This is a genomic window from Sulfitobacter guttiformis (assembly GCF_003610455.1).
Classification (GTDB): Bacteria; Pseudomonadota; Alphaproteobacteria; order Rhodobacterales; family Rhodobacteraceae; genus Sulfitobacter; species Sulfitobacter guttiformis.
Genome location: NZ_RAQK01000002.1, coordinates 154874 through 173035 on the forward strand (window position 1 = coordinate 154874; position 18162 = coordinate 173035).

Annotated in this window: 20 protein-coding genes and 1 pseudogene; 12 read left to right on the forward strand and 9 right to left on the reverse strand. The window is 54.4% G+C overall.

Annotated elements, in window-relative coordinates; translation table 11 throughout:
• Positions 1-56 precede the first annotated feature (56 nt).
• From C8N30_RS13375 to C8N30_RS13410, 8 genes are all read left to right on the forward strand, one after another.
• The gene (locus C8N30_RS13375; RefSeq protein WP_025062286.1) at positions 57-1049 is read left to right on the forward strand and encodes an ABC transporter ATP-binding protein; all 993 of its coding nucleotides are present in this window, start codon (positions 57-59) and stop codon (positions 1047-1049) included.
• Positions 1046-2029, forward strand: coding sequence for an ABC transporter ATP-binding protein (locus tag C8N30_RS13380; RefSeq protein ID WP_025062285.1), 984 nt, complete (start codon positions 1046-1048; stop codon positions 2027-2029). The genes C8N30_RS13375 and C8N30_RS13380 overlap by 4 nt, the downstream gene beginning before the upstream one ends.
• A gap of 31 nt (positions 2030-2060) precedes the next feature.
• A complete protein-coding gene (locus tag C8N30_RS13385; RefSeq protein WP_025062284.1) occupies positions 2061-2990 on the forward strand; it encodes an ABC transporter permease in 930 nt (309 codons plus the stop codon).
• A gap of 10 nt (positions 2991-3000) precedes the next feature.
• A complete protein-coding gene (locus C8N30_RS13390; RefSeq protein WP_025062283.1) occupies positions 3001-3867 on the forward strand; it encodes an ABC transporter permease in 867 nt (288 codons plus the stop codon).
• A gap of 15 nt (positions 3868-3882) precedes the next feature.
• On the forward strand, positions 3883-4641 hold the full coding sequence (locus C8N30_RS13395; protein ID WP_025062282.1) for a glycerophosphodiester phosphodiesterase family protein: 759 nt from the start codon (positions 3883-3885) through the stop codon (positions 4639-4641).
• On the forward strand, positions 4638-5327 hold the full coding sequence (locus C8N30_RS13400; RefSeq protein ID WP_025062281.1) for an HAD-IA family hydrolase: 690 nt from the start codon (positions 4638-4640) through the stop codon (positions 5325-5327). The genes C8N30_RS13395 and C8N30_RS13400 overlap by 4 nt, the downstream gene beginning before the upstream one ends.
• 39 nt (positions 5328-5366) lie before the next feature.
• Positions 5367-6191 carry a sugar phosphate isomerase/epimerase family protein gene (locus C8N30_RS13405; protein ID WP_025062280.1) on the forward strand — a complete coding sequence of 275 codons (825 nt, stop codon included), beginning with the start codon at positions 5367-5369 and terminating at the stop codon, positions 6189-6191.
• Positions 6192-6270: 79 nt separating this feature from the next.
• Positions 6271-6822 carry a P-loop NTPase family protein gene (locus C8N30_RS13410; protein ID WP_084273576.1) on the forward strand — a complete coding sequence of 184 codons (552 nt, stop codon included), beginning with the start codon at positions 6271-6273 and terminating at the stop codon, positions 6820-6822.
• 107 nt (positions 6823-6929) lie between these two features.
• Here the strand turns inward: C8N30_RS13410 and C8N30_RS19380 are convergent, their stop codons facing one another.
• Positions 6930-7118: a hypothetical protein gene (locus C8N30_RS19380; protein WP_025062278.1), complete on the reverse strand. Its 189-nt coding sequence runs from the start codon at positions 7116-7118 to the stop codon at positions 6930-6932.
• A gap of 67 nt (positions 7119-7185) precedes the next feature.
• Between C8N30_RS19380 and C8N30_RS13415 the strand changes: the two genes are divergently transcribed.
• A complete protein-coding gene (locus C8N30_RS13415; protein ID WP_282957009.1) occupies positions 7186-7560 on the forward strand; it encodes a nuclear transport factor 2 family protein in 375 nt (124 codons plus the stop codon).
• Between the two features lie 245 nt (positions 7561-7805).
• Here the strand turns inward: C8N30_RS13415 and C8N30_RS13420 are convergent, their stop codons facing one another.
• The gene (locus C8N30_RS13420; protein WP_025062277.1) at positions 7806-8147 is read right to left on the reverse strand and encodes a hypothetical protein; all 342 of its coding nucleotides are present in this window, start codon (positions 8145-8147) and stop codon (positions 7806-7808) included.
• A gap of 491 nt (positions 8148-8638) precedes the next feature.
• Here C8N30_RS13420 and C8N30_RS13425 point away from each other — a divergent pair, with 491 nt between their 5' ends.
• Complete coding sequence (locus tag C8N30_RS13425) at positions 8639-9838, forward strand: DegT/DnrJ/EryC1/StrS family aminotransferase (RefSeq protein WP_025062276.1); 1200 nt, start codon at positions 8639-8641, stop codon at positions 9836-9838.
• A gap of 459 nt (positions 9839-10297) precedes the next feature.
• Here the strand turns inward: C8N30_RS13425 and C8N30_RS13435 are convergent, their stop codons facing one another.
• The 3 genes from C8N30_RS13435 to C8N30_RS13445 are packed head-to-tail and all read right to left on the reverse strand — an operon-like array spanning position 10298 to position 12197.
• Positions 10298-10576, reverse strand: coding sequence for a hypothetical protein (locus C8N30_RS13435; protein ID WP_037967898.1), 279 nt, complete (start codon positions 10574-10576; stop codon positions 10298-10300).
• Positions 10573-11532, reverse strand: coding sequence for a YHYH protein (locus C8N30_RS13440; protein WP_037967896.1), 960 nt, complete (start codon positions 11530-11532; stop codon positions 10573-10575). The genes C8N30_RS13435 and C8N30_RS13440 overlap by 4 nt, the downstream gene beginning before the upstream one ends.
• A 23-nt stretch (positions 11533-11555) precedes the next feature.
• Positions 11556-12197, reverse strand: a complete 642-nt coding sequence (locus C8N30_RS13445; RefSeq protein ID WP_025062275.1) for a PEBP family protein — start codon at positions 12195-12197, stop codon at positions 11556-11558.
• 539 nt (positions 12198-12736) lie between these two features.
• On the opposite strand from C8N30_RS13445, the gene C8N30_RS13450 reads away from it, so the two are divergent.
• Complete coding sequence (locus C8N30_RS13450; RefSeq protein WP_025062274.1) at positions 12737-13453, forward strand: hypothetical protein; 717 nt, start codon at positions 12737-12739, stop codon at positions 13451-13453.
• 497 nt (positions 13454-13950) lie between these two features.
• Here the strand turns inward: C8N30_RS13450 and C8N30_RS13455 are convergent, their stop codons facing one another.
• Complete coding sequence (locus tag C8N30_RS13455; RefSeq protein WP_409373599.1) at positions 13951-14202, reverse strand: SH3 domain-containing protein; 252 nt, start codon at positions 14200-14202, stop codon at positions 13951-13953.
• A gap of 287 nt (positions 14203-14489) precedes the next feature.
• A complete protein-coding gene (locus C8N30_RS19385) occupies positions 14490-14651 on the reverse strand; it encodes a hypothetical protein (protein WP_156949565.1) in 162 nt (53 codons plus the stop codon).
• Positions 14652-14702: 51 nt separating this feature from the next.
• Here C8N30_RS19385 and C8N30_RS13460 point away from each other — a divergent pair.
• Positions 14703-15983 (forward strand): annotated as a pseudogene (locus C8N30_RS13460) (transposase).
• Positions 15984-16202: 219 nt separating this feature from the next.
• On the opposite strand, the gene groL reads toward C8N30_RS13460, so the two are convergent.
• Together groL and C8N30_RS13470 are read right to left on the reverse strand one after the other, a co-directional pair.
• On the reverse strand, positions 16203-17828 hold the full coding sequence (gene groL, locus C8N30_RS13465; RefSeq protein ID WP_025062272.1) for a chaperonin GroEL: 1626 nt from the start codon (positions 17826-17828) through the stop codon (positions 16203-16205).
• 40 nt (positions 17829-17868) lie between these two features.
• Entirely contained in the window at positions 17869-18156 is a 288-nt protein-coding gene (locus C8N30_RS13470) for a co-chaperone GroES (RefSeq protein WP_025062271.1), read from the reverse strand.
• Positions 18157-18162: the final 6 nt, after the last annotated feature.

An 18162-nucleotide genomic window follows, 5' to 3' on the forward strand; every position in this document is an offset into this window, starting at 1 on the left:
AAACCATCGGCGCAGCGACGTTTTCGCCGCGCCTTTGATCGTTTTGAAAGCCAGATATGACATTTGTAACCATACGTGACCTCAAAGTCGCCTTTGACGGCGTTCATGTCCTGCACGGCATCGATCTAGACGTGGCCCGTGGCGAAGCCTTGGGGCTTGTCGGTGAATCAGGCTGCGGCAAGTCTGTGACGTGGCTGGCTGCGTTGGGCCTGTTGCCGGGAAAAGCCAGTGTTTCAGGCTCTGTCACCGTCGAAGGTCAGCAACTGATTGGCGCGAAAGCGGCGCTGGTTGAGGGCGTCCGGGGGGGGCGGATCGCGATGATCTTTCAAGATCCGTCGTCATCGCTTAACCCTGTACGCACCGTCGGGCATCAAATCGGCGAAAGCTTGCGGCTGCACCGCGGGATGGATCGCCGTGCCACGCGCGTCGAGGCCGTTCGCCTGTTGGACATGGTGGGCATTCCCGATGCTGGCAAACGTGTCGATCTATACCCTCATGAATTCTCCGGCGGGCAGTGTCAGCGCGTGATGGTCGCCATGGCGCTTGCGGGCGAACCCGATCTGCTGATCGCCGATGAACCCACAACCGCCCTTGATGCGACCATTCAGGCCCAGATCCTTGACCTGTTGGCGACGCTGCGGCGCGAAACCGGCATGGCTATGGTCTTTATCAGCCATGATCTGGGTGCCGTCGGCGCGATCTGCGACCGGGTCAATGTGATGTATGCAGGCCGGATCGTTGAAAGCGGCAACATCGGCGCGATGTTCGACCAGCCGCGCCATCCCTACACCCGCGGCTTGTTCGATGCTATCCCGCGCCTTGATGGCACGCGCAACCGGTTGATCCCAATCCATGGCACCGTGCCAGACCCGCGACATATGCCATCGGGCTGCGCCTTTGCACCGCGCTGTTCCAAAGCATCTGATTTCTGCAACAGCGCCACACCCGCGCTAAAAGCACAAAAAGATGGCCGTTTCTTGGCCTGCTACCATCCGGTTGCAGCAGTCGACACGACAGAAAATTCTAACCTTGAAAGGGTGTCAGCGTGACCCCGTTGCTAAGTGCGCAGGGGCTGGTCCGATGCTACGAAGGGCAGAAAACCCTGTTCAAAAAGGCCACATCAGTGCGGGCTGTCGATGGCGTTGATCTGACGCTAAACCCTGGTGAAACCCTGGGGATCGTTGGCGAAAGCGGGTCTGGAAAATCTACACTTGGCCGCATTTTGCTGGGGATCGATCCCCCGACGGCGGGCGAAGTCCGCTTTGACGGTCAGCCGATGCCACCGTTGCACAGCCCCGCGTGGCGGGCCCTGCGCGCACATATGCAGTTCGTCTACCAAGACCCCCTTGCAGCACTGGACAGGCGCCTGACCATCGCAGAACAAATTGGCGAACCACTAGAGATTCACGGGCTGGCCAAGGGGCCCGAACTCAGTGAGCGGGTCCGCGATCTGCTAGCGCAAGTCGGGCTGCGGCAGGATCAGGGCGCGCGCTATCCGCACGAGCTTTCTGGCGGTCAGCGCCAACGGGTGATCATTGCCCGGGCGCTGGCCACATCGCCCCGACTGCTGGTTTGCGATGAACCCGTTTCTGCGCTGGATGTTTCCATTCAGGCGCAAGTCGTAAACCTGCTGCGTGACCTTCAGGAAAGCCACGGCATCGCGATGGTGTTCATCAGCCACGACCTGAAGGTGGTGCGCAACATCTGCGACCGCGTCGCAGTGATGTACCTTGGCCGGATCGTGGAAGAAGCCAGCTCTGACGAGATTTTCGCCCGTCCTCTGCACCCCTATACCAAAGCATTGGTGTCCTCTGTCCCGATCCCCGGCAAACGGTTGGAAGGGCGCATCTTGTTGAAAGGTGAACCGCCAAACCCCGCCAAGCGCCCATCCGGATGCGCATTTCATCCCCGCTGCGGTGCCGCTGTGCCCGGCTGTGCGGGTGCCGTGCCTTTGCTGCAAGAGACCGGACCAGACCGCAGCGCCGCCTGCCATTTACTGCCCACCACCCTAAAGGAGGAGGCCGCCTGATGCTCCCCTGCACTTACCAGAAAACGACACCATGCTAAGTTATGCGCTGACCCGCCTGTTCAGGGCCACGTTGACGATTCTGCTGGTAATGACCTTTGCCTTCATCGTCTTGCGCCTGTCTGGCGACCCTGCGGCGATCATGTTGGGGCCAGATGCGCCGACCGACAGTGTTGATGCGTTCCGCGCGGAATGGGGATTGGATGACCCGATCTGGAAACAGTATTTCGCCTATCTGAAATCCATCGCCCAGTTGGATTTTGGCGTTTCGATGCGCGACAGATCACCGGCGATCAATCTGGTCCTTGAACGGGTTCCAGCCACGCTGGCTTTGACCGTGCCAACACTGATCATACAGTTGGGCATCGGGATTCCGGCAGGGGTTTATGCCGCCCTGCACCGTGAATCGCTGGCCGATCGCGGGGTTATCATGCTGTCGATCTTCGGTTTTACCATTCCGTCTTTTGTCATGGGGCTCGTGTTGGTGCTGATCTTTGCGGTGATGCTGGGTTGGTTGCCCTCTGGCGGGCAGGACAGTTGGCAACATGGGATTCTGCCGATTGCGACGATGTCGGTCGGCGGCATTGGCATTCTCGCCCGATTTTCCCGCTCTGCCATGATTGAGGTGATGGGCCAGCCCTACATCCGTACCGCAATGGCCAAGGGGTTAAGTTGGCGCGATGTCGTATGGAAACACGCGCTGCCCAATGCGTCGGTGCCGATTGTCACCATCGTTGGTTTCATGGTCGGCTCTCTGATCGCGGGGGCTGTGGTGGTCGAAAGCATCTTTTCTTGGCCCGGCATCGGACGGCTGCTGATTGTGTCGGTGTCAAATCGGGACTTGGCGGTGGTGCAGTGTCTGCTGCTGGTCGTCGCCTCGACCATGGTTATTGCAAACCTGTGTGTTGATTTCGCCTATGGGCTTTTGGATCCGCGCCTGCGCTCCAAAACAGCCGCACATTAAGGAATTTGGTATGACCGTTCAAGCAACCAATATGGCACCGGGAAGCGGTCTGATCCGCCGCATACGGTTCAATGCGCCCTTTCTGGTGGTATTCGGGTTGGCATGGTTGGCGCTGATGGTGCTGACGGCAGTCTTTGCCGATTTTATCCGCCCCTACGAGATCACCAAGATGGACCTGTCGGCACGTCTTGTCGGCCCACTCAGCCAAGGCCATCTGCTGGGCACGGACGAGTTGGGCCGTGATGTGCTGTCGCGATTGATCCAGTCTATCCGCGTTTCATTGGTGATTGCCTTTGGTGCCACGATCATTTCAGCGGTCTTTGGCACGACGCTGGGGTTTATGGCGGCCCAGTTTCGCGGTGTGGTCGAACATTTCATTCTTGTGTTGGCTGATTTCCAGGCCGCCTTGCCGTTTCTGATCCTGTCGCTGGCCGTGCTGGCCTTTTTCGGGTCGTCACTTACGTTGCTGGTGGGCCTGATGGGGTTCTACGGATGGGAACGCTACGCGCGTATTTCGAGGGGTCTGGCGATTTCTGCAGGTGCGCAAGGCTATGCGTCGGCGGTTGTGCAATTGGGGGCCAAGCCGTCGCGGGTCTATCTAAAGCATATTCTTCCCAATGTGGCCTCAACTCTGATCGTCTCGATGACGCTGACCTTTCCCGAAATCATCCTGATGGAAAGCGGGCTGTCGTTTCTGGGGCTTGGCGTGCAGCCCCCCGAAAGCTCGCTTGGCAACATGGTCGGGTTTGGCCGCGAATATCTGACCCGCGCCCCGTGGATCATGCTGGCCCCGGCCTTTGTGATCATGATGACCACACTGTCGATCTCGCTGGTGGGGGATTGGCTGCGCGACAAGCTTGATCCAACAATCCGCTAAACAAGGACATTTCCTATGACCAAAATCATTGCCCATCGTGGGGCGCGCAACCTGTGGGCCGAAAACTCACTGACCGGGTTTCGCAACGTACTGGATTTGGGCGCTATGGCGGTAGAGTTCGATCTGCATCTGGGGGCCGATAACACGGTTCTGGTAATCCACGATGCCACACTTGATCGCACCACCACGGGAACCGGCCCTGTCAGCGCCCTAACCACAGCCAGCCGCCATGATCTGCGCCTGATTGGCCCTGAAGGCGAGATTGACGAAGGCGTGCCGCTTTTGTCTGAGGTGCTGGATGTTCTGGCCCCTGCGCAGGGGCTGCACTTCATGCCTGAATTCAAGGCGGATGAGAACGGCGTTTATGATCCTGCGTTGATCACCGCGACGGTTCAACTGTTGCGCGACCGTAATCTTGGCGCGCGCACGACCCTGCACAGCTTTGACATCGACGTGGTCCGCACACTCGAAGCGGTCGCACCCGAGTTTAGGCGCATGATCTCGGTCAATAGGGATTGGATGGCCAAACAGGGCGGCGTTGAAGTGTTCTTTGAAACGGTCAACGATCTGGTGGACATCGTGGCCGTACATCATGAACTGTTCGAGGCTGAGTTTGACCGGATTACAACGGTGTTTCCTCTCGACAGGCTAAGCGTTTGGACCGTCAATGACCCTGAAATGATCGGCCATTGGCTGAAACGCGGCCCCGGTTTTCTGACCACCGATGATCCGCGTCTGGCCCATCGCATGATGACTCAAGGGGTGACAGCATGAAGCCCTTTGATCTGGTGATCTTCGATTGCGACGGTGTGCTGATCGACAGCGAACCGTTGGGTGCCCAAGCGCTGGCCGAGGCGATCACCGCCGCTGGCCACCAAATGACGCAAGCCAAGGCAGAAGCGATTTTTTCAGGCTCCGGCGCTGCGCAAACGCGGCTCTTGCTTGAACAGTTGGGCCTGGAGGCGGATGCGGTCATCGCCGATGCCGACAAGCGTTTGTCGACCCTGTTTGCCATGGGTGTCGCGCCAGTGCCGGGGATTGAACAGGTGCTGCGCAGTCTCACGGTCCAGATATGTGTCGCCTCGAACAGCAGCGTTGACCGCTTGGCCGAAAGCCTGTGCCGCACGCCGCTGGCCGCGCTTTTTGGTTCACATATCTACAGCGCCAGCCATGTTGCGCGTAGCAAACCCGCACCCGATTTGGCGCTGCACTGTCTGGCCCAGATCGGTACCACCGCGGATCGGTCTATTTTCGTCGATGACAATATTCATGGCATCGGCTGTGCGCGGGCTGCCGGGATTTTGTCGATTGGTTTTGTTGGACTCTCAGACCACCGCCCAGATCATGCCAGAACCTTGCGTGCTGCCGGTGCCGATCACGTGGTCCACGGTGCCCAAGACCTAGATGCCCTGCTGACAGAGCTGACGATGCCTGCGCACGCAGATCACCTTGTCGAATAATTCCGGCCCTTTCCCTCTTTATCATCCAAGGAACATACCATGACCGACCTTCCTCTGCTCGGCGCCGCCATGCCAACGGCCACGCTTGAGACCCTTCAGGATTTCATTCTTTCTGAAAACCGCGATCTGGAGATTCAAGATTTCTGCGATGCCGATCTGCTGAATGGTGACTGGAAGGCAGTCGCTGACCATACCCGCACGCTGTTGACCGGCTATACCGGACGGCTGGGCATTCACGGCCCGTTCTGGGGCCTGAACATCGCCAGCCCCGACACTGAAATGCGTGCGCTGAACCGCCGCAAACACCTGCAGGGAATCGAGGTTTGCGAGTATCTGGGAGCCACGCAGATGGTGATCCATAGCCCCTACACCACTTGGAGCTACAACAACCTCGACAACGGGCCAGAGCGTAAAGAATATGACCGCGTCGTTGAAAACTGCCACGACACCATGAAAGACGTCGTAAAGCGGGCTGAAGATTGCGGCGTGACGATGGTGATCGAGAATATCGAAGACATCGATCCCGATATCCGCTGTGCATTGGCCGACAGTTTCAACTCGCCTGCTATGGCAGTGTCGATCGATACTGGGCACGCGCATTACGCACATGGCACCAACGGTGCAGCCCCGGTCGACTACTACGTGCGCCGTGCGGCCAATCGTTTGCAGCATATCCATCTGCAAGATGCTGACGGCTACGCTGACCGGCACTGGGCCATCGGCGAAGGTTCGATCAGTTGGCAGGCCGTCTTTCGTGCCTTGGGAGAATTCGAAAACTCTCCCCGCCTGATACTTGAACTGCGGGACAAAGCGGGCATCCTACCATCGGTCGCTCATCTGCAAAATCTCGGTCTGGCGCGCTGACCGCGACCGGATTTCGCTTGTACCGAAAGAGTGATCTTTGGGGGCTGGCATAACTTTAAGTCTCGAAAAGGTTGGCGCGTTGAACCTGTTGCGCGATACTCGCATCTATATCCTGGGCGCGTCGGGGGCAGGGGCGACAGCTCTTGGCTCTGAATTGGCCAAGGCTCTGTCCCTGACGCACGTGGATTGCGACGATCATTTTTGGGCCAAGACTGAGCTACCATTCTCGCAAATCCAAGAGCTGGATGCGCGCATTGCGTCGATGACGGATGCCTTGGGCACTGCGGGTTGGGTGCTGAGTGGTGATTGCAACGGATGGGGGGCCGAATTTGTCGCCAAGGCAGACATCGTCGTGTTTCTGACAGCGCCTGCCGACCTACGGTTTCACCGTCTTGTCCGGCGCGAAAAAGAGAGATTTGGCAAGCGTATCGAAATCGGTGGTGACATGTATGAAACCCATGGGAATTTCCTTGCCTGGGCCGCCGCCTATGACCGGCCGGAAAATAGTGGTCGAAGCTTGGTCATGCATGAGATCTGGTTGAGCCAGCAAACCACGCCCGTCTGTCGCCTCAATGGTGCTCAACACGTTGATGTGTCGGTTCAGGAGATTATTTCGAAGATGCTTCGGTAGGGCCTTGTTGCATAGATCAACTTGAATTTGGGACGCGCCCTACCGCCCCGGTTCAGCCCCACCACGCGACGACAGCCAGCGGTGTTGATCCTCCCATTCCGACACCGTCAGATCTGGATCGGGACGTATCCCCTTGCGCCAGCTGCGCAGGATGTCCTCGGCATGTCAAACGCAAGATCGAGACCGTCGGGCAGGTCGTTTTTTTCTCCTTCATCAAAGCGAGACCCTGAGAGGTCACGTCCGTCAAAGTCCTGCGCCAACTCGATCAGAGTTCGCTCACCCTTGATCGCAGCCACCGCCACTTTCGCCTTGAACGCGGGCTGTGATTCCGGCGCGGTCGTCTTGTCATGGTTATCTCCTCGCTTGCAGCATCATGCTGTTGTTACGAAGAAAATTCACTTATCCCTGCTGTTCAGATTTGCCGAACCACCTCTAAATGATCCTGTAAAATTTTGTGATGCCATGCATGAAAAATCGTGCTGCATTGGACACTACGAGGGCGGTTTGGAGCGGGACAGTAGGGACGCCTTCATTTCAGCAGTAAACGAGGCAGTAGACACTCCAGACCCTGCGCCATGGCACGCCGTCAACGCCAATTCAATTGTTGGGGATGTTGGAATGGTTCAAGTTGAAAACATTCGGCTTTGTATGCACTCTAATGACACGCTGACGCTTCTTAGGCATGAAAACAGATGGATTATTGTCTCAAAGGTTTTTTTCCTCAGACCAGCAGAGTGAGCCTCAACTAGGCTAGATGCCGGTGTCGGTTTGCGAAAAACCGACACGTAGAGAAAGCCCATCGTCAAGGACAATATCGGGCTGCCAAGAGCACCAGACGCATTCAATTGAACGGCAGCAAAGTCCCGCGCTGCGGACCTGTGGGTAGTCAGATTGCTGAAAAAATGACGAATGACCGCTTTGGGAAAGCCGCACCGCAGCTTTACGACCCAGCGTGAAAGTCCGCTTTGGGCCGTTCAACACACTTAGGATGAGCGCCAAAATTTGATCGCGTCGTTGAATTCGGCCGCATAAAAAGCGGTAGCTTCGGGTCCGAACGGATGGCCGTCAAAACGCCCAACGCGCGTTGCACATTCGAAAAATCCGGGAGCCGGTAATCCACTTCTTGCTTTGCTGACCACCAATGCTGCGATCAATGGTCGGCCAGCGGTAACATCTTCTTCGATCAGGCATTCGAGTGCCACAGTGAGCTGGTGGATTGTGTTTGGCGGCGAGAGTTCGAGGGCCTTCGCGAGTGCCTGATAAGTGATGGGAAGTGCGTTGTCGGCAACCTCACAAAGATGATTTCTTATGCGTTGTACTAACAAATCTGGGGCCTTTCACGGGGTTCAATTTTGAAGAGTGTTGTTCACGGTGGCTGTCTCTCGCTTCCCTGTTTGGCATTGATCTCTTGTGCAAACGCAAAGAAGGCCGTCAAAGAGCCCGGATTGCTGATTGGCGGTAACGTCGCAAAGGTCTGCTATTATCGAGCGCAGCCAGTCAAAGAACTCATGGTCAGGGTAGTACTGAACAGTGTTTGTCGCGATGTAACTTAGGGTATTTGGACACCATCCTTAAACGTCAGTTTGCGTAACACAATGAAGTTGCGGTGAACGATTGGAACAAGACCTTAGGGTAGGGGGCGCGGGTAACGTTAAAGATGGGGTTTCACTTGTGACAAGCGAATAAAGTACTGTGGCAAATGGAATATCTCGATGTTTTTATTTGCGTTTCGAGGACGCGGGCAACTAAAAGGTAAGTCAGTAAGTTACCATGTTCCGTTTCGATGCATCCATGAGATTTCAGGACTGATGATATTATGCTTAAATTGCCGAACCTAACCGCTGCCGAGCCGATTCCAGATGCCGCTCAGGCCGAGGTAGACCGAATTCTACGGACAGGTGATCTTTTCCGGTATGGCTCTGATCAATCTCCCGTTGCTCTGCTTGAGGCAGAGTTTGCCCAAGCGCTTGGGACCAAGTTTGCGCTGGCAGTTTCGTCCTGTTCGGCGGCGTTGTTTCTTTCGCTCAAATCGCTCGGCCTGCCGCGCGAGGCCAAAGTGCTGATCCCTGCCTTTACGTTCGCGGCTGTTCCTTCGGCAGTGGTGCATGCTGATTGCATCCCTATGCTATGTGAATGCGGCGATGACTACCGGATCGACCTGACCGATTTTGAAACCAAACTTCCTAACTGTAGCGCTGTAATTATCAGCCATATGCGCGGCCATACATCCGACATGGATGCAATAATGGGATTGTGTGATGCGGCCGGCGTTCCAGTGATAGAAGATGCTGCCCACAGCCTTGGTACAACTTGGGCAGGGCGCAACATTGGTACGATTGGAGCAATAGGCTGCTTTAGCTTTCAATCCTATAAAATGTTAAATGCGGGTGAAGGGGGTATCATGATCACCGATGATGAAGACCTCATCGCGCAGGCGATAATTATGTCCGGCGCATATGAACACAATTGGCAAAAGCACCCCGTGTTACATACGGCGTTTGCGAACTGGCAAAACAAGTTACCTTTGTACAATTTACGCCTCAATACTTTGTCGGCGGCGCTAATCCGACCTCAACTTGAGGCTCTTCCCGGAAGGGTCGAAGCTGGACGTCGCAACCATGACCATGTTGCGGCAACACTCGCGGATTGCCCGTGGATTTCCGTACCAGCTTCTCTGCCCTCTGAGAAGCGCGCACCCGATTCCATTCAATTCAATCTAATAAACATGTCAGATGAGCAAGTTGATGAATTCGTCAGCCAAGCGGCCTCACTGGGATTGAAGATCCAGATATTTGGCAGATCTGATGATAATGCTCGCGCATTTTGGAACTGGAAGTTTTTAAGCTCTAATCCAGATCAACCGAAAACGCGCGCTATGCTTAATCGTGCCTGTGACGTCAGGCTCCCCGCACGCCTCACGCTTCAAGACTGCAATGCGGTTTCGCAAGCAATTCTTAATGCCGTCAATACAACAATGCGCAGAAATTCAGAAGATCTCAACACAGGCTATTCTTGAGTTAAGACACACAAAAGTGGCCGCCGGAGAACTTTTATCGAGTGGACGTTTTTGCGGGGGGCCGCTACTTGCCATTTTAAATGACTTTTTGTGACAGCGTGAAAATGATAGTGGTTTGACGTCTTGTTGTCGTCAGCCTTCATCCGCGCAACCGCAACGAACGTGCGATTTCAGCGCGAGCCAGTTCCAGAATGTGAAGGATGAGGACGATATGACGAGCGGCGCAATGGCCTGTGTCATTTTGCTCCAATCTACCTGTGGGCTGTCGTTGGCTGGCAGTGTGTCTGGGGTCGGGCTTAGCGCATAGAGGGTGATGGTGTGCTCATGGCATGCGCCAGGTGGTGAGCAGGGTGGTGTATACCCTGTGCGGCTCTTGTCTTCGTCAGCGCCATCATCGCCTATTGAGGTTGGGTTGCCGCGCAGAGTGGTAGTTGTGTAAGCGGGGATGCTCCACAAGAGCTAGCATTGGCAGGGCGCGCCGGTGCCCGGGACCTTGCCGCGCGGATTGTGTTGCATGATTGCCCCGAGGCTATGCATTTCTTCGGGAACGGCTGACCACGCGAGTGGGGGCGATAGGCCACCCCCGCCGCGGCTGCATTTGAGATCGCTTGGCAGATCACCGCCGCTCATAATGGCCGGACTTGTCAGCGTAATTGTTTCTTGGGCGATCGCGGCACCGGCCCAAATGCAGCATAGCAGCATCGGTGAAAGTGCAGACAGACGAGGTGCACGTGTCATCGGCAGAATTCCCCTTCCATGACGTCTCCATCGTTGGTCACGGTTTTGGTCGAGTATTCGTAACAGTTGTCACTACCTGACGGGCTGTAGCGGATATAGTAATCTTCGTCCTGATACCTGTAGTCCATGCTACGGCTACCATCGGCGCTTTGCGTGAAGACAAGATTTTGCACGCCACCTTGAGGCGGCCGACCTTGTTGCGCGCCTCCGCCGCTTGCGGCTGACAGGGGGCGCACGCGGGGCAAATCATTGAAGTTCGGGAGTTCGCCCATCAGGCATTGCACGATATAAGGCGCCTCTTGTGAGGTGTGGTAACGGTAGCCGAATATATCGTCGGTTTGCCCGTTACAAACGTCCAGAACGCCACCTTCAATTGTGCTGCCGTCGGGATTTGTGTCGCCATAAATCGGAAAACCATCGAACGCCCAGCCGATGATTGCTTCTGGTCCCACATTGGCCATTTGCGCGATCATGCAGGTCGGTGCGACGTGGTAATGGTAATCATCGCCACGGCCAGCGTGCCCGCCGCAGACGTCCAATTGGCCCGTTTGTAGCGTGTCGTGTCGTGTTTGATGGTGCGCCAAATCAGCTTCCGACATTTCACCGCCTCCAGTGTAGTCATAAATCGGCACCCCATTGACCGCCACGCCGAGTGCCGCATCGCGGGTCAGAGGTGTGCCGGAATAGACGGGATTGAGGAGGACAGGTGCGGGATATTCGGCGGGAACGGGCACTTGTTCGTTGCTGCCCACTATGCCCGTCATCATGTCATGATCGGGATAGGTATCGGATGCCAGAATGGCTTGGGTATCAGAGCAGGTCACTGTGACGCTGTCAGCGAAGCCCGCATCCGCGACCGAGGCGGCCACAGCATCGCAGTGGTCGTTGTGTGCCAGTGCGGGATTTGCGATAGCAGCGAAAATCGAACAGGCCAGAAGGGTCATTGTACGGCTCATATTTCGCACTCCTATTCTACGGTTTAATTGACAGTAATGCGGCACAAAACGATATTGCTTTGTTCAAGATCGGGGCCCCAGATCAACTCGGCTTCTGGGGCCCAGTTGATTTCGTCGTAGCCGTCTTTCGGGCTGACTTCGCGGGCGGTAAACACGCTGGCCTGCGGCCACTCTGATGCATCGAAGGATGCCGTGTCCCAGCCATCTGGTTCTTCTAACGCGTCAAATGTGCAAGCACCTTCACCAGCCATGGGATTTGTGGACGCCTCGCAGGATTTATCCAAGGGGGCCGTGTGGATGACCTCACAGGTCCAATCTGCTGAGCTAACCGCCACGGTCTGTCCCGCTGCATCTCGGATTTGAAGGATCAGCCCGCCGTCGCCCATCTGTTGACGCTGCGTTCCGATATATTCCAAACCAGTATCATTTTCTTTGAAGTCTTTTGCCACAACTCCGACCACGAAAGGGCGATCGGCCTCGAATGTGAAACTTTCTGAATTAAAGGATCGCTCTGTCGTGATTGGCACGCTGTCCTGCGCGACCGGCGCGCCATCGATACGCATCTCGAACCAGTTGTCGGCCCAAACATCGGATAAAAAGGTCTCAGCGCCTGACGCAGTGGCGCAGAGTGAACACAGAGAGAAAATGGCTAATGTTAGTTTCATTATGGGTCCAATGCGATTGTTATACAGGTTATACGTGCATCATGCGTCATTCCGTCGGGCTTTGTTGATAAGGCTTCAGCCATGCGACAGCCATTCGCCAATGGGGAGTCCGCAGAGCGCGATCGATGACACTCTGCATGGATTGTATCCAACCTGACGAACTAAGCAGCAGTTGCTCGAAAAGCAGCGAACCGGACATTGCCGCAGGTGCTGCGAAAGCTCACATTGTCGATTTAAGACTGTCGCTTCCCACCTCGACAATGATTTATGGCGAATGGCAGCAAGGAGCCCAGACTACCGATATTCTGCAACGCCACCATTGTCTGCTATCGTCACAAGTCAAAAACCTTCAACAACTATCAAGGTTTTGAACGGGATTTTTGGCAGCTTAAATTTAGGTGATTTTAGGCAGTGCCAAAAAGGAGCGTTTTTGGAACGCTCTTGAGTGCCTTTTGCTTTTCGCCCATTGATTTGTCTTCTCTATTCTGCACTTTGGCTTTAAATTAAGAGTTCAAATATATAGGATCTGATTGGTAAGCATGTTCAAGAAAACTCTAGCACTTTTAGTCGGTTCATTCAGAATTATATTTAAGACAAGCCGCATATTGGTCTTTTTGCTTTTCCTCGGATTTTTCGTCGCCAGCCATACAATCACAGCGCTGGCTGCTATCACAAGCACTGCAATTTCAGCTATTGCCGGAACAACATCTACCGTTATGGGGCGATCAAAAACCAAAACTCTTGACCTGACCACACAAAACAATCGGCTAAGAGCCGATCTCGACGTCGAAAAACGTCGTGCATCCAGCCTCGTCGCAGAGAATGCGCGTATCCGAAGAGTTGATGCTGTTACATTCAGAGGTCGGTCGACGACGATTAAGGAGGCCACGCAGGAAGTTCTTGAACGCACCATGACTCGGACGACACGATCAACCCTTGCAAACGTATCCAGTATTCCGGGTGAGAGTATTCCGTTCTACGGGATTGCGATTGTCGTTGCTGCGACAGCATACGAACTCAAAGCAGCTTGTGATAACATGACTGATCTTTACGATCTTCAAGTCGCCCTCGATCCTGATACTGCTCGTTCAGATGACAGAAGTGCAGTCTGCGCCTTGCAAGTTCCTACAAAACAAGAAGTTTGGCTGGGTATAAAGCAATCTCCGCAAATTGCTTGGGACACGAGTATCACAACTCTTGGAAATGTAACTGATAGCGTAAAAGACATAGATAGGCCTGAATTTGACGGTATGTAGCAACGCTTCACCAATTGGATCGGGGGACGCCTTTAAAGCAAGTCCATAGGCATATTATGCAAAACCTAAACTGTCCTCAACGTCCCATTCATAGCGTTCCAAAAAGGTCGGTTTGTTGAACGGCTTCCTGAAAGCAGACCTCTCTGCAAAGTGCAGCGGATGACCGCTATCCACCTATTCTGTTGAAAAACTCGGCCATGCGAAAATCTCCTCGGAAACTTGAAACCCTGTTTCCAGCATCTACAAATTGGCAAATGTTATTTCCAAAACGAATTTTGGACGGACATTGGTCTGCCGATCCAGCCGTTTCGATTAATCAAGAAACCTTATCGACAGAACACGCCCACTCCGGAAGCTGCGCAAACACGTTCCGGCCTAGGAAATGCAAACGATCATCGATCAATAAAGTATAAGACGGCGTTCATCTCATTACAGTCACTTGTGTAATGCGCGAAATTTTAATTGGTGAATTGCCAGTGAGAGCCAGCTGGCCCAAGTTAACGTGTCGAAAGATAATCGGCGGCGACGTAGCCCGTGATTTGCGGCGCAGCTGCAAGCGAGACGCGGCACCACAACTGACCTAATTCGGTTACACAATCACGGCGAACGAGCGAGGTCCCGTCAGGCAAGCCCAAAACAACGCTGAAGCCAAGACCCGGACCTGCGCGCAACTTCAGCAATTCGTCAGGACCTGCGCCGAGGACAGTAGTGCGCTCTGTTGCAAAATCGCTGCAACCCGAAAGGAGCATGAAAGTTAGAATAACTGAAATGATACTGTGACGCATAATCTGACCTCGTTCGTTTCGGTATCAATAGACTGCTATCAAGCTAATGCCCAGTGAGCTACCCACCCGAAAACTGGACACTGCCGCAAGCTGCGATTTGGAGACCTGCTTATATTCAAGGCGAAGGAGATCAGATATACCGAAACGGGGTCAACATCGTCCAGAACCTAAGGGTAAGGTAACGTGAGAAATACTGATGGGGCAGGGACCTGCCAGCTGCGTAATCGGTCGGTTCCTGCTTCATCCTAAGATTAGCCACTAATGGAAGCGGGATTTGCTGTCGCTTTATGCATTGCAGCATTACTGCTCCTGAAGCAAATACGAGTATGTCCCGAACGGCCCGAAGCTAACCCTAATGTTTCGCGCAGCGAACGACAGCCTTGCGCCAATTCTGTTGCAAAAATCTTTTTCATTTGGTGCTCCGTCGCTCATTCAATTCTAGTAATTATGCGGGGGATTTTACGGTGATGGGACCAAAGCAGGAAACGCAAGGCGCGCTGTTTTACAGCTACAATTGCCGTCCATCATTGCTCCCTAACTGCTGATCCGCATGCTGCTCGTGGATTACTGCTTCTGCATTCGTTCAGAGCGTCGGCTTTGTGAAGAGGTGCATCTGAACCTCGCTCATCGTTGGTTCTCTCGCCTCGACTTATCTGAGCCAATGCCAAACCACTCGACGTTTTCTAAGAACCGTCACGGGCGTTTTCGGGAAAGAAAACTGCTGAGACATCTGTTCAAGAAGACCGCGGCCCGCTGCTTCGCAGATGGTCTGGCGGGCAGCCAGCGCCTTGCGGCAGATGCCAGTCCGATTGAGGCAGATGCGAACAAACAGAACTCCACACCAAAGGCAGATTGGATCACAGTGCCGTCAATCCAAACGATGCGCGGCGTGCTGTGAAGGAGTGTCTGGATGTCTTGGACGACGCAGCTTGTGGTGCGGCATCTACGTCTGCACCTAAGTCCACGTCCCACTTTGGTCCAGCAAGCCAATGGACGGCGGCCCGTAAAGGTCCTGCATTCTTCAGCTATTCAACCAATTACCTAATCGATACAGAGCGCAGCGTCATTGTGGATGTTGAAGGAGCAAGATCGAAATCGCAGGCCGAAATCGTTTCAGTAGGCACCATGTTGGCTCGGCTCAAGGATCTGCATGATTTTGATCCTGAACAACTCATAGCAGACGCGGCATATGGGTCAGGTCCAATGCCGGAGTGGCTGGTTGATCGCAACGTCAAACCCCACATTCCTGTGGTGGATAAATCAGGACGAATAGACGGCACATGGTCTCGCGCTGCCTTTGAATGGGATTCTGAGAACAACCCATGCATCTGCCCGGAAGGCGGACCGCTCAAGCAATTCCGGCGCAGTTATTTTAATCCGAACCGTAAACCCACAGGCAAGGGCGTTGCCAAGTATCAGGCTCTGAAACACATCTGCCAAGCATGCCCACCAAAGATGAAGTGTTGCGCAAAAGCTGATGTACGCAAGATCACCCGCGAAGAACATGTAGATGCAGGGAAGGTCGCCCGAGACATCGCAAAAACCAAACAGTATGCGACCTCAATTCGGCTGTGAAAGGAAGTCGAAATGCTCTTTGCCCACCTCAAATGCATTCCCGGGTTGGCAGGATACAATTACGTGGACCATGCGGTGCAAATGACGAATTCCTCCTCGCCACAACCGCCCAAAACCTTCGCAAATTTGGCAAGATCCTTTCTGTACCGCAGCATGTGCGAAAAGCCTGAAAGAAAAGGCGCTTACACTCAGTTTGTTTCGTCATTTTCTGCGGCTGCAACACTCAGTTCTTCAATAAAATCAGCCTAAGTTTTCTGATGCTGCGGTTAGCATGATGCATAAAAGCGTCCAAAGCTGCTGTTTTGGATTTCTAAGGTCTGAAATTGAGGCGTGATGAGCGGTAACGGCCAGCAAAAACAAAAGCTGCTGGCCGCGTTTTGCATTACGACTTACATCATGCCGCCCATGTCGGGCATGTTGCTGCTGCTGGTCTTGGCAGGTTTGTCTGCGACCATCGCCTCCGTAGTGATCAAAAGCCCGGCAACTGACGCGGCATATTCCAACGCGATCCGCACGACTTTGGTCGGGTCAATGACACCAGCCTTTAGCATGTCACCGTATTGCTCTGATTGTGCATCATAGCCAAACGTCTTGCTTGCGTTCTCGATGATCTTGCCAGCGACGACCGACCCGTCAACACCGGCGTTTTCCGCGATTTGACGCAGCGGTGCCTGAAGCGCTTTTCGGATAATCGCGATACCTGCAAGCTGGTCTGCGTTGTCGCCCTTGAGCGCTTCAAGCACCTTGCCCGCATGCACCAATGCTACACCGCCGCCGGGCACAACGCCTTCTTGGACAGCTGCACGGGTTGCGTTCAGAGCATCATCGACGCGGTCTTTGCGCTCTTTCACTTCGATCTCGGTCGCTCCGCCGACCTTGATGACGGCAATGCCGCCGGCAAGTTTGGCAAGTCGCTCTTGCAGTTTCTCTTTGTCGTAGTCCGACGTGGTGTCTTCGATCTGCGCACGGATCTGGGTCACACGGGTCGCGATTGCGGCCTTGTCACCCGCACCGTCAATGATCGTAGTTGTGTCTTTGGTGATTGCAATTTTCTTGGCGGCGCCAAGCATATCCAACGTTACGCTTTCCAGTTTCATCCCCAATTCTTCGGAAATCACCTGCCCGCCGGTCAGTACGGCAAGGTCTTGTAGCATGGCTTTGCGGCGATCTCCGAAACCGGGGGCTTTGACGCCCGCAACTTTTAGCCCGCCGCGCAGCTTGTTGACCACAAGGGTCGCCAGCGCCTCACCTTCGATGCTTTCGGCGATGATAAGCAATTGCTTGTCTGCCTGCATCACAGCCTCAAGCAAGGGAACCATCGGGGCCAAAGAGGACAGCTTTTTCTCATGTAGCAGAATGACGCAGTCTTCGAGGTCTGCCGTCATCTTGGCAGGATCCGTCACAAAGTACGGGCTGAGGTAGCCGCGATCAAACTGCATGCCTTCCACCACTTCGGTTTCAGTCTCAAGGCCCGTGTTTTCTTCGACAGTGATCACGCCCTCATTGCCAACTTTCGCCATAGCATCTGCGATTTGCTGGCCTATTTCGGTTTCACCATTGGCCGAAATGGTGCCTACTTTCGCAATTTCGGCGGTGTCGCCAACAGGACGGGACATGGCCTTTACTTCAGCGATCACAGCCGCCACAGCCTTGTCGATCCCACGCTTGAGGTCCATCGGATTCATGCCCGCGGCGACAGCCTTCATGCCTTCTTTGACAATGGCTTGCGCCAGAACAGTCGCGGTCGTTGTGCCGTCGCCCGCTTCGTCGTTGGTACGCGATGCAACGTCCTTGACCAGTTGCGCGCCCATATTTTCATACGGGTCAGCTAGTTCAATTTCCTTGGCGACGGTCACGCCGTCCTTGGTAATGCGTGGTGCCCCATAGGATCTGTCAATGACCACATTGCGGCCCTTGGGCCCCAGTGTGACTTTGACGGCATTGGCGAGTATATTGATGCCCTTGAGCATGCGGTCACGGGAGTCCGTGCCGAATTTGACGTCTTTTGCAGACATGTCGGTATTCCTAATTGAATGTATAAAAAGGCAGCGTTGTTCAGGCTATAACGCCCAAAATATCGCTTTCTTTCATGATCATCAGCTCTTCGCCGTCGAGTTTGATTTCGGTGCCGGACCACTTGCCGAACAGAATTTTATCACCAGCTTTGACATCCATGGCAATGCGCGCACCTGTATCATCTTTTGCGCCCGCACCGACAGAGACAACCTCACCTTCTTGTGGTTTTTCCTTAGCATTATCGGGGATGATCAGGCCGCCTGCAGTTTTTTCGTCGCCTTCGATGCGCCGCACGAGAACACGATCATGTAGAGGGATAAACGTCATGGAAAT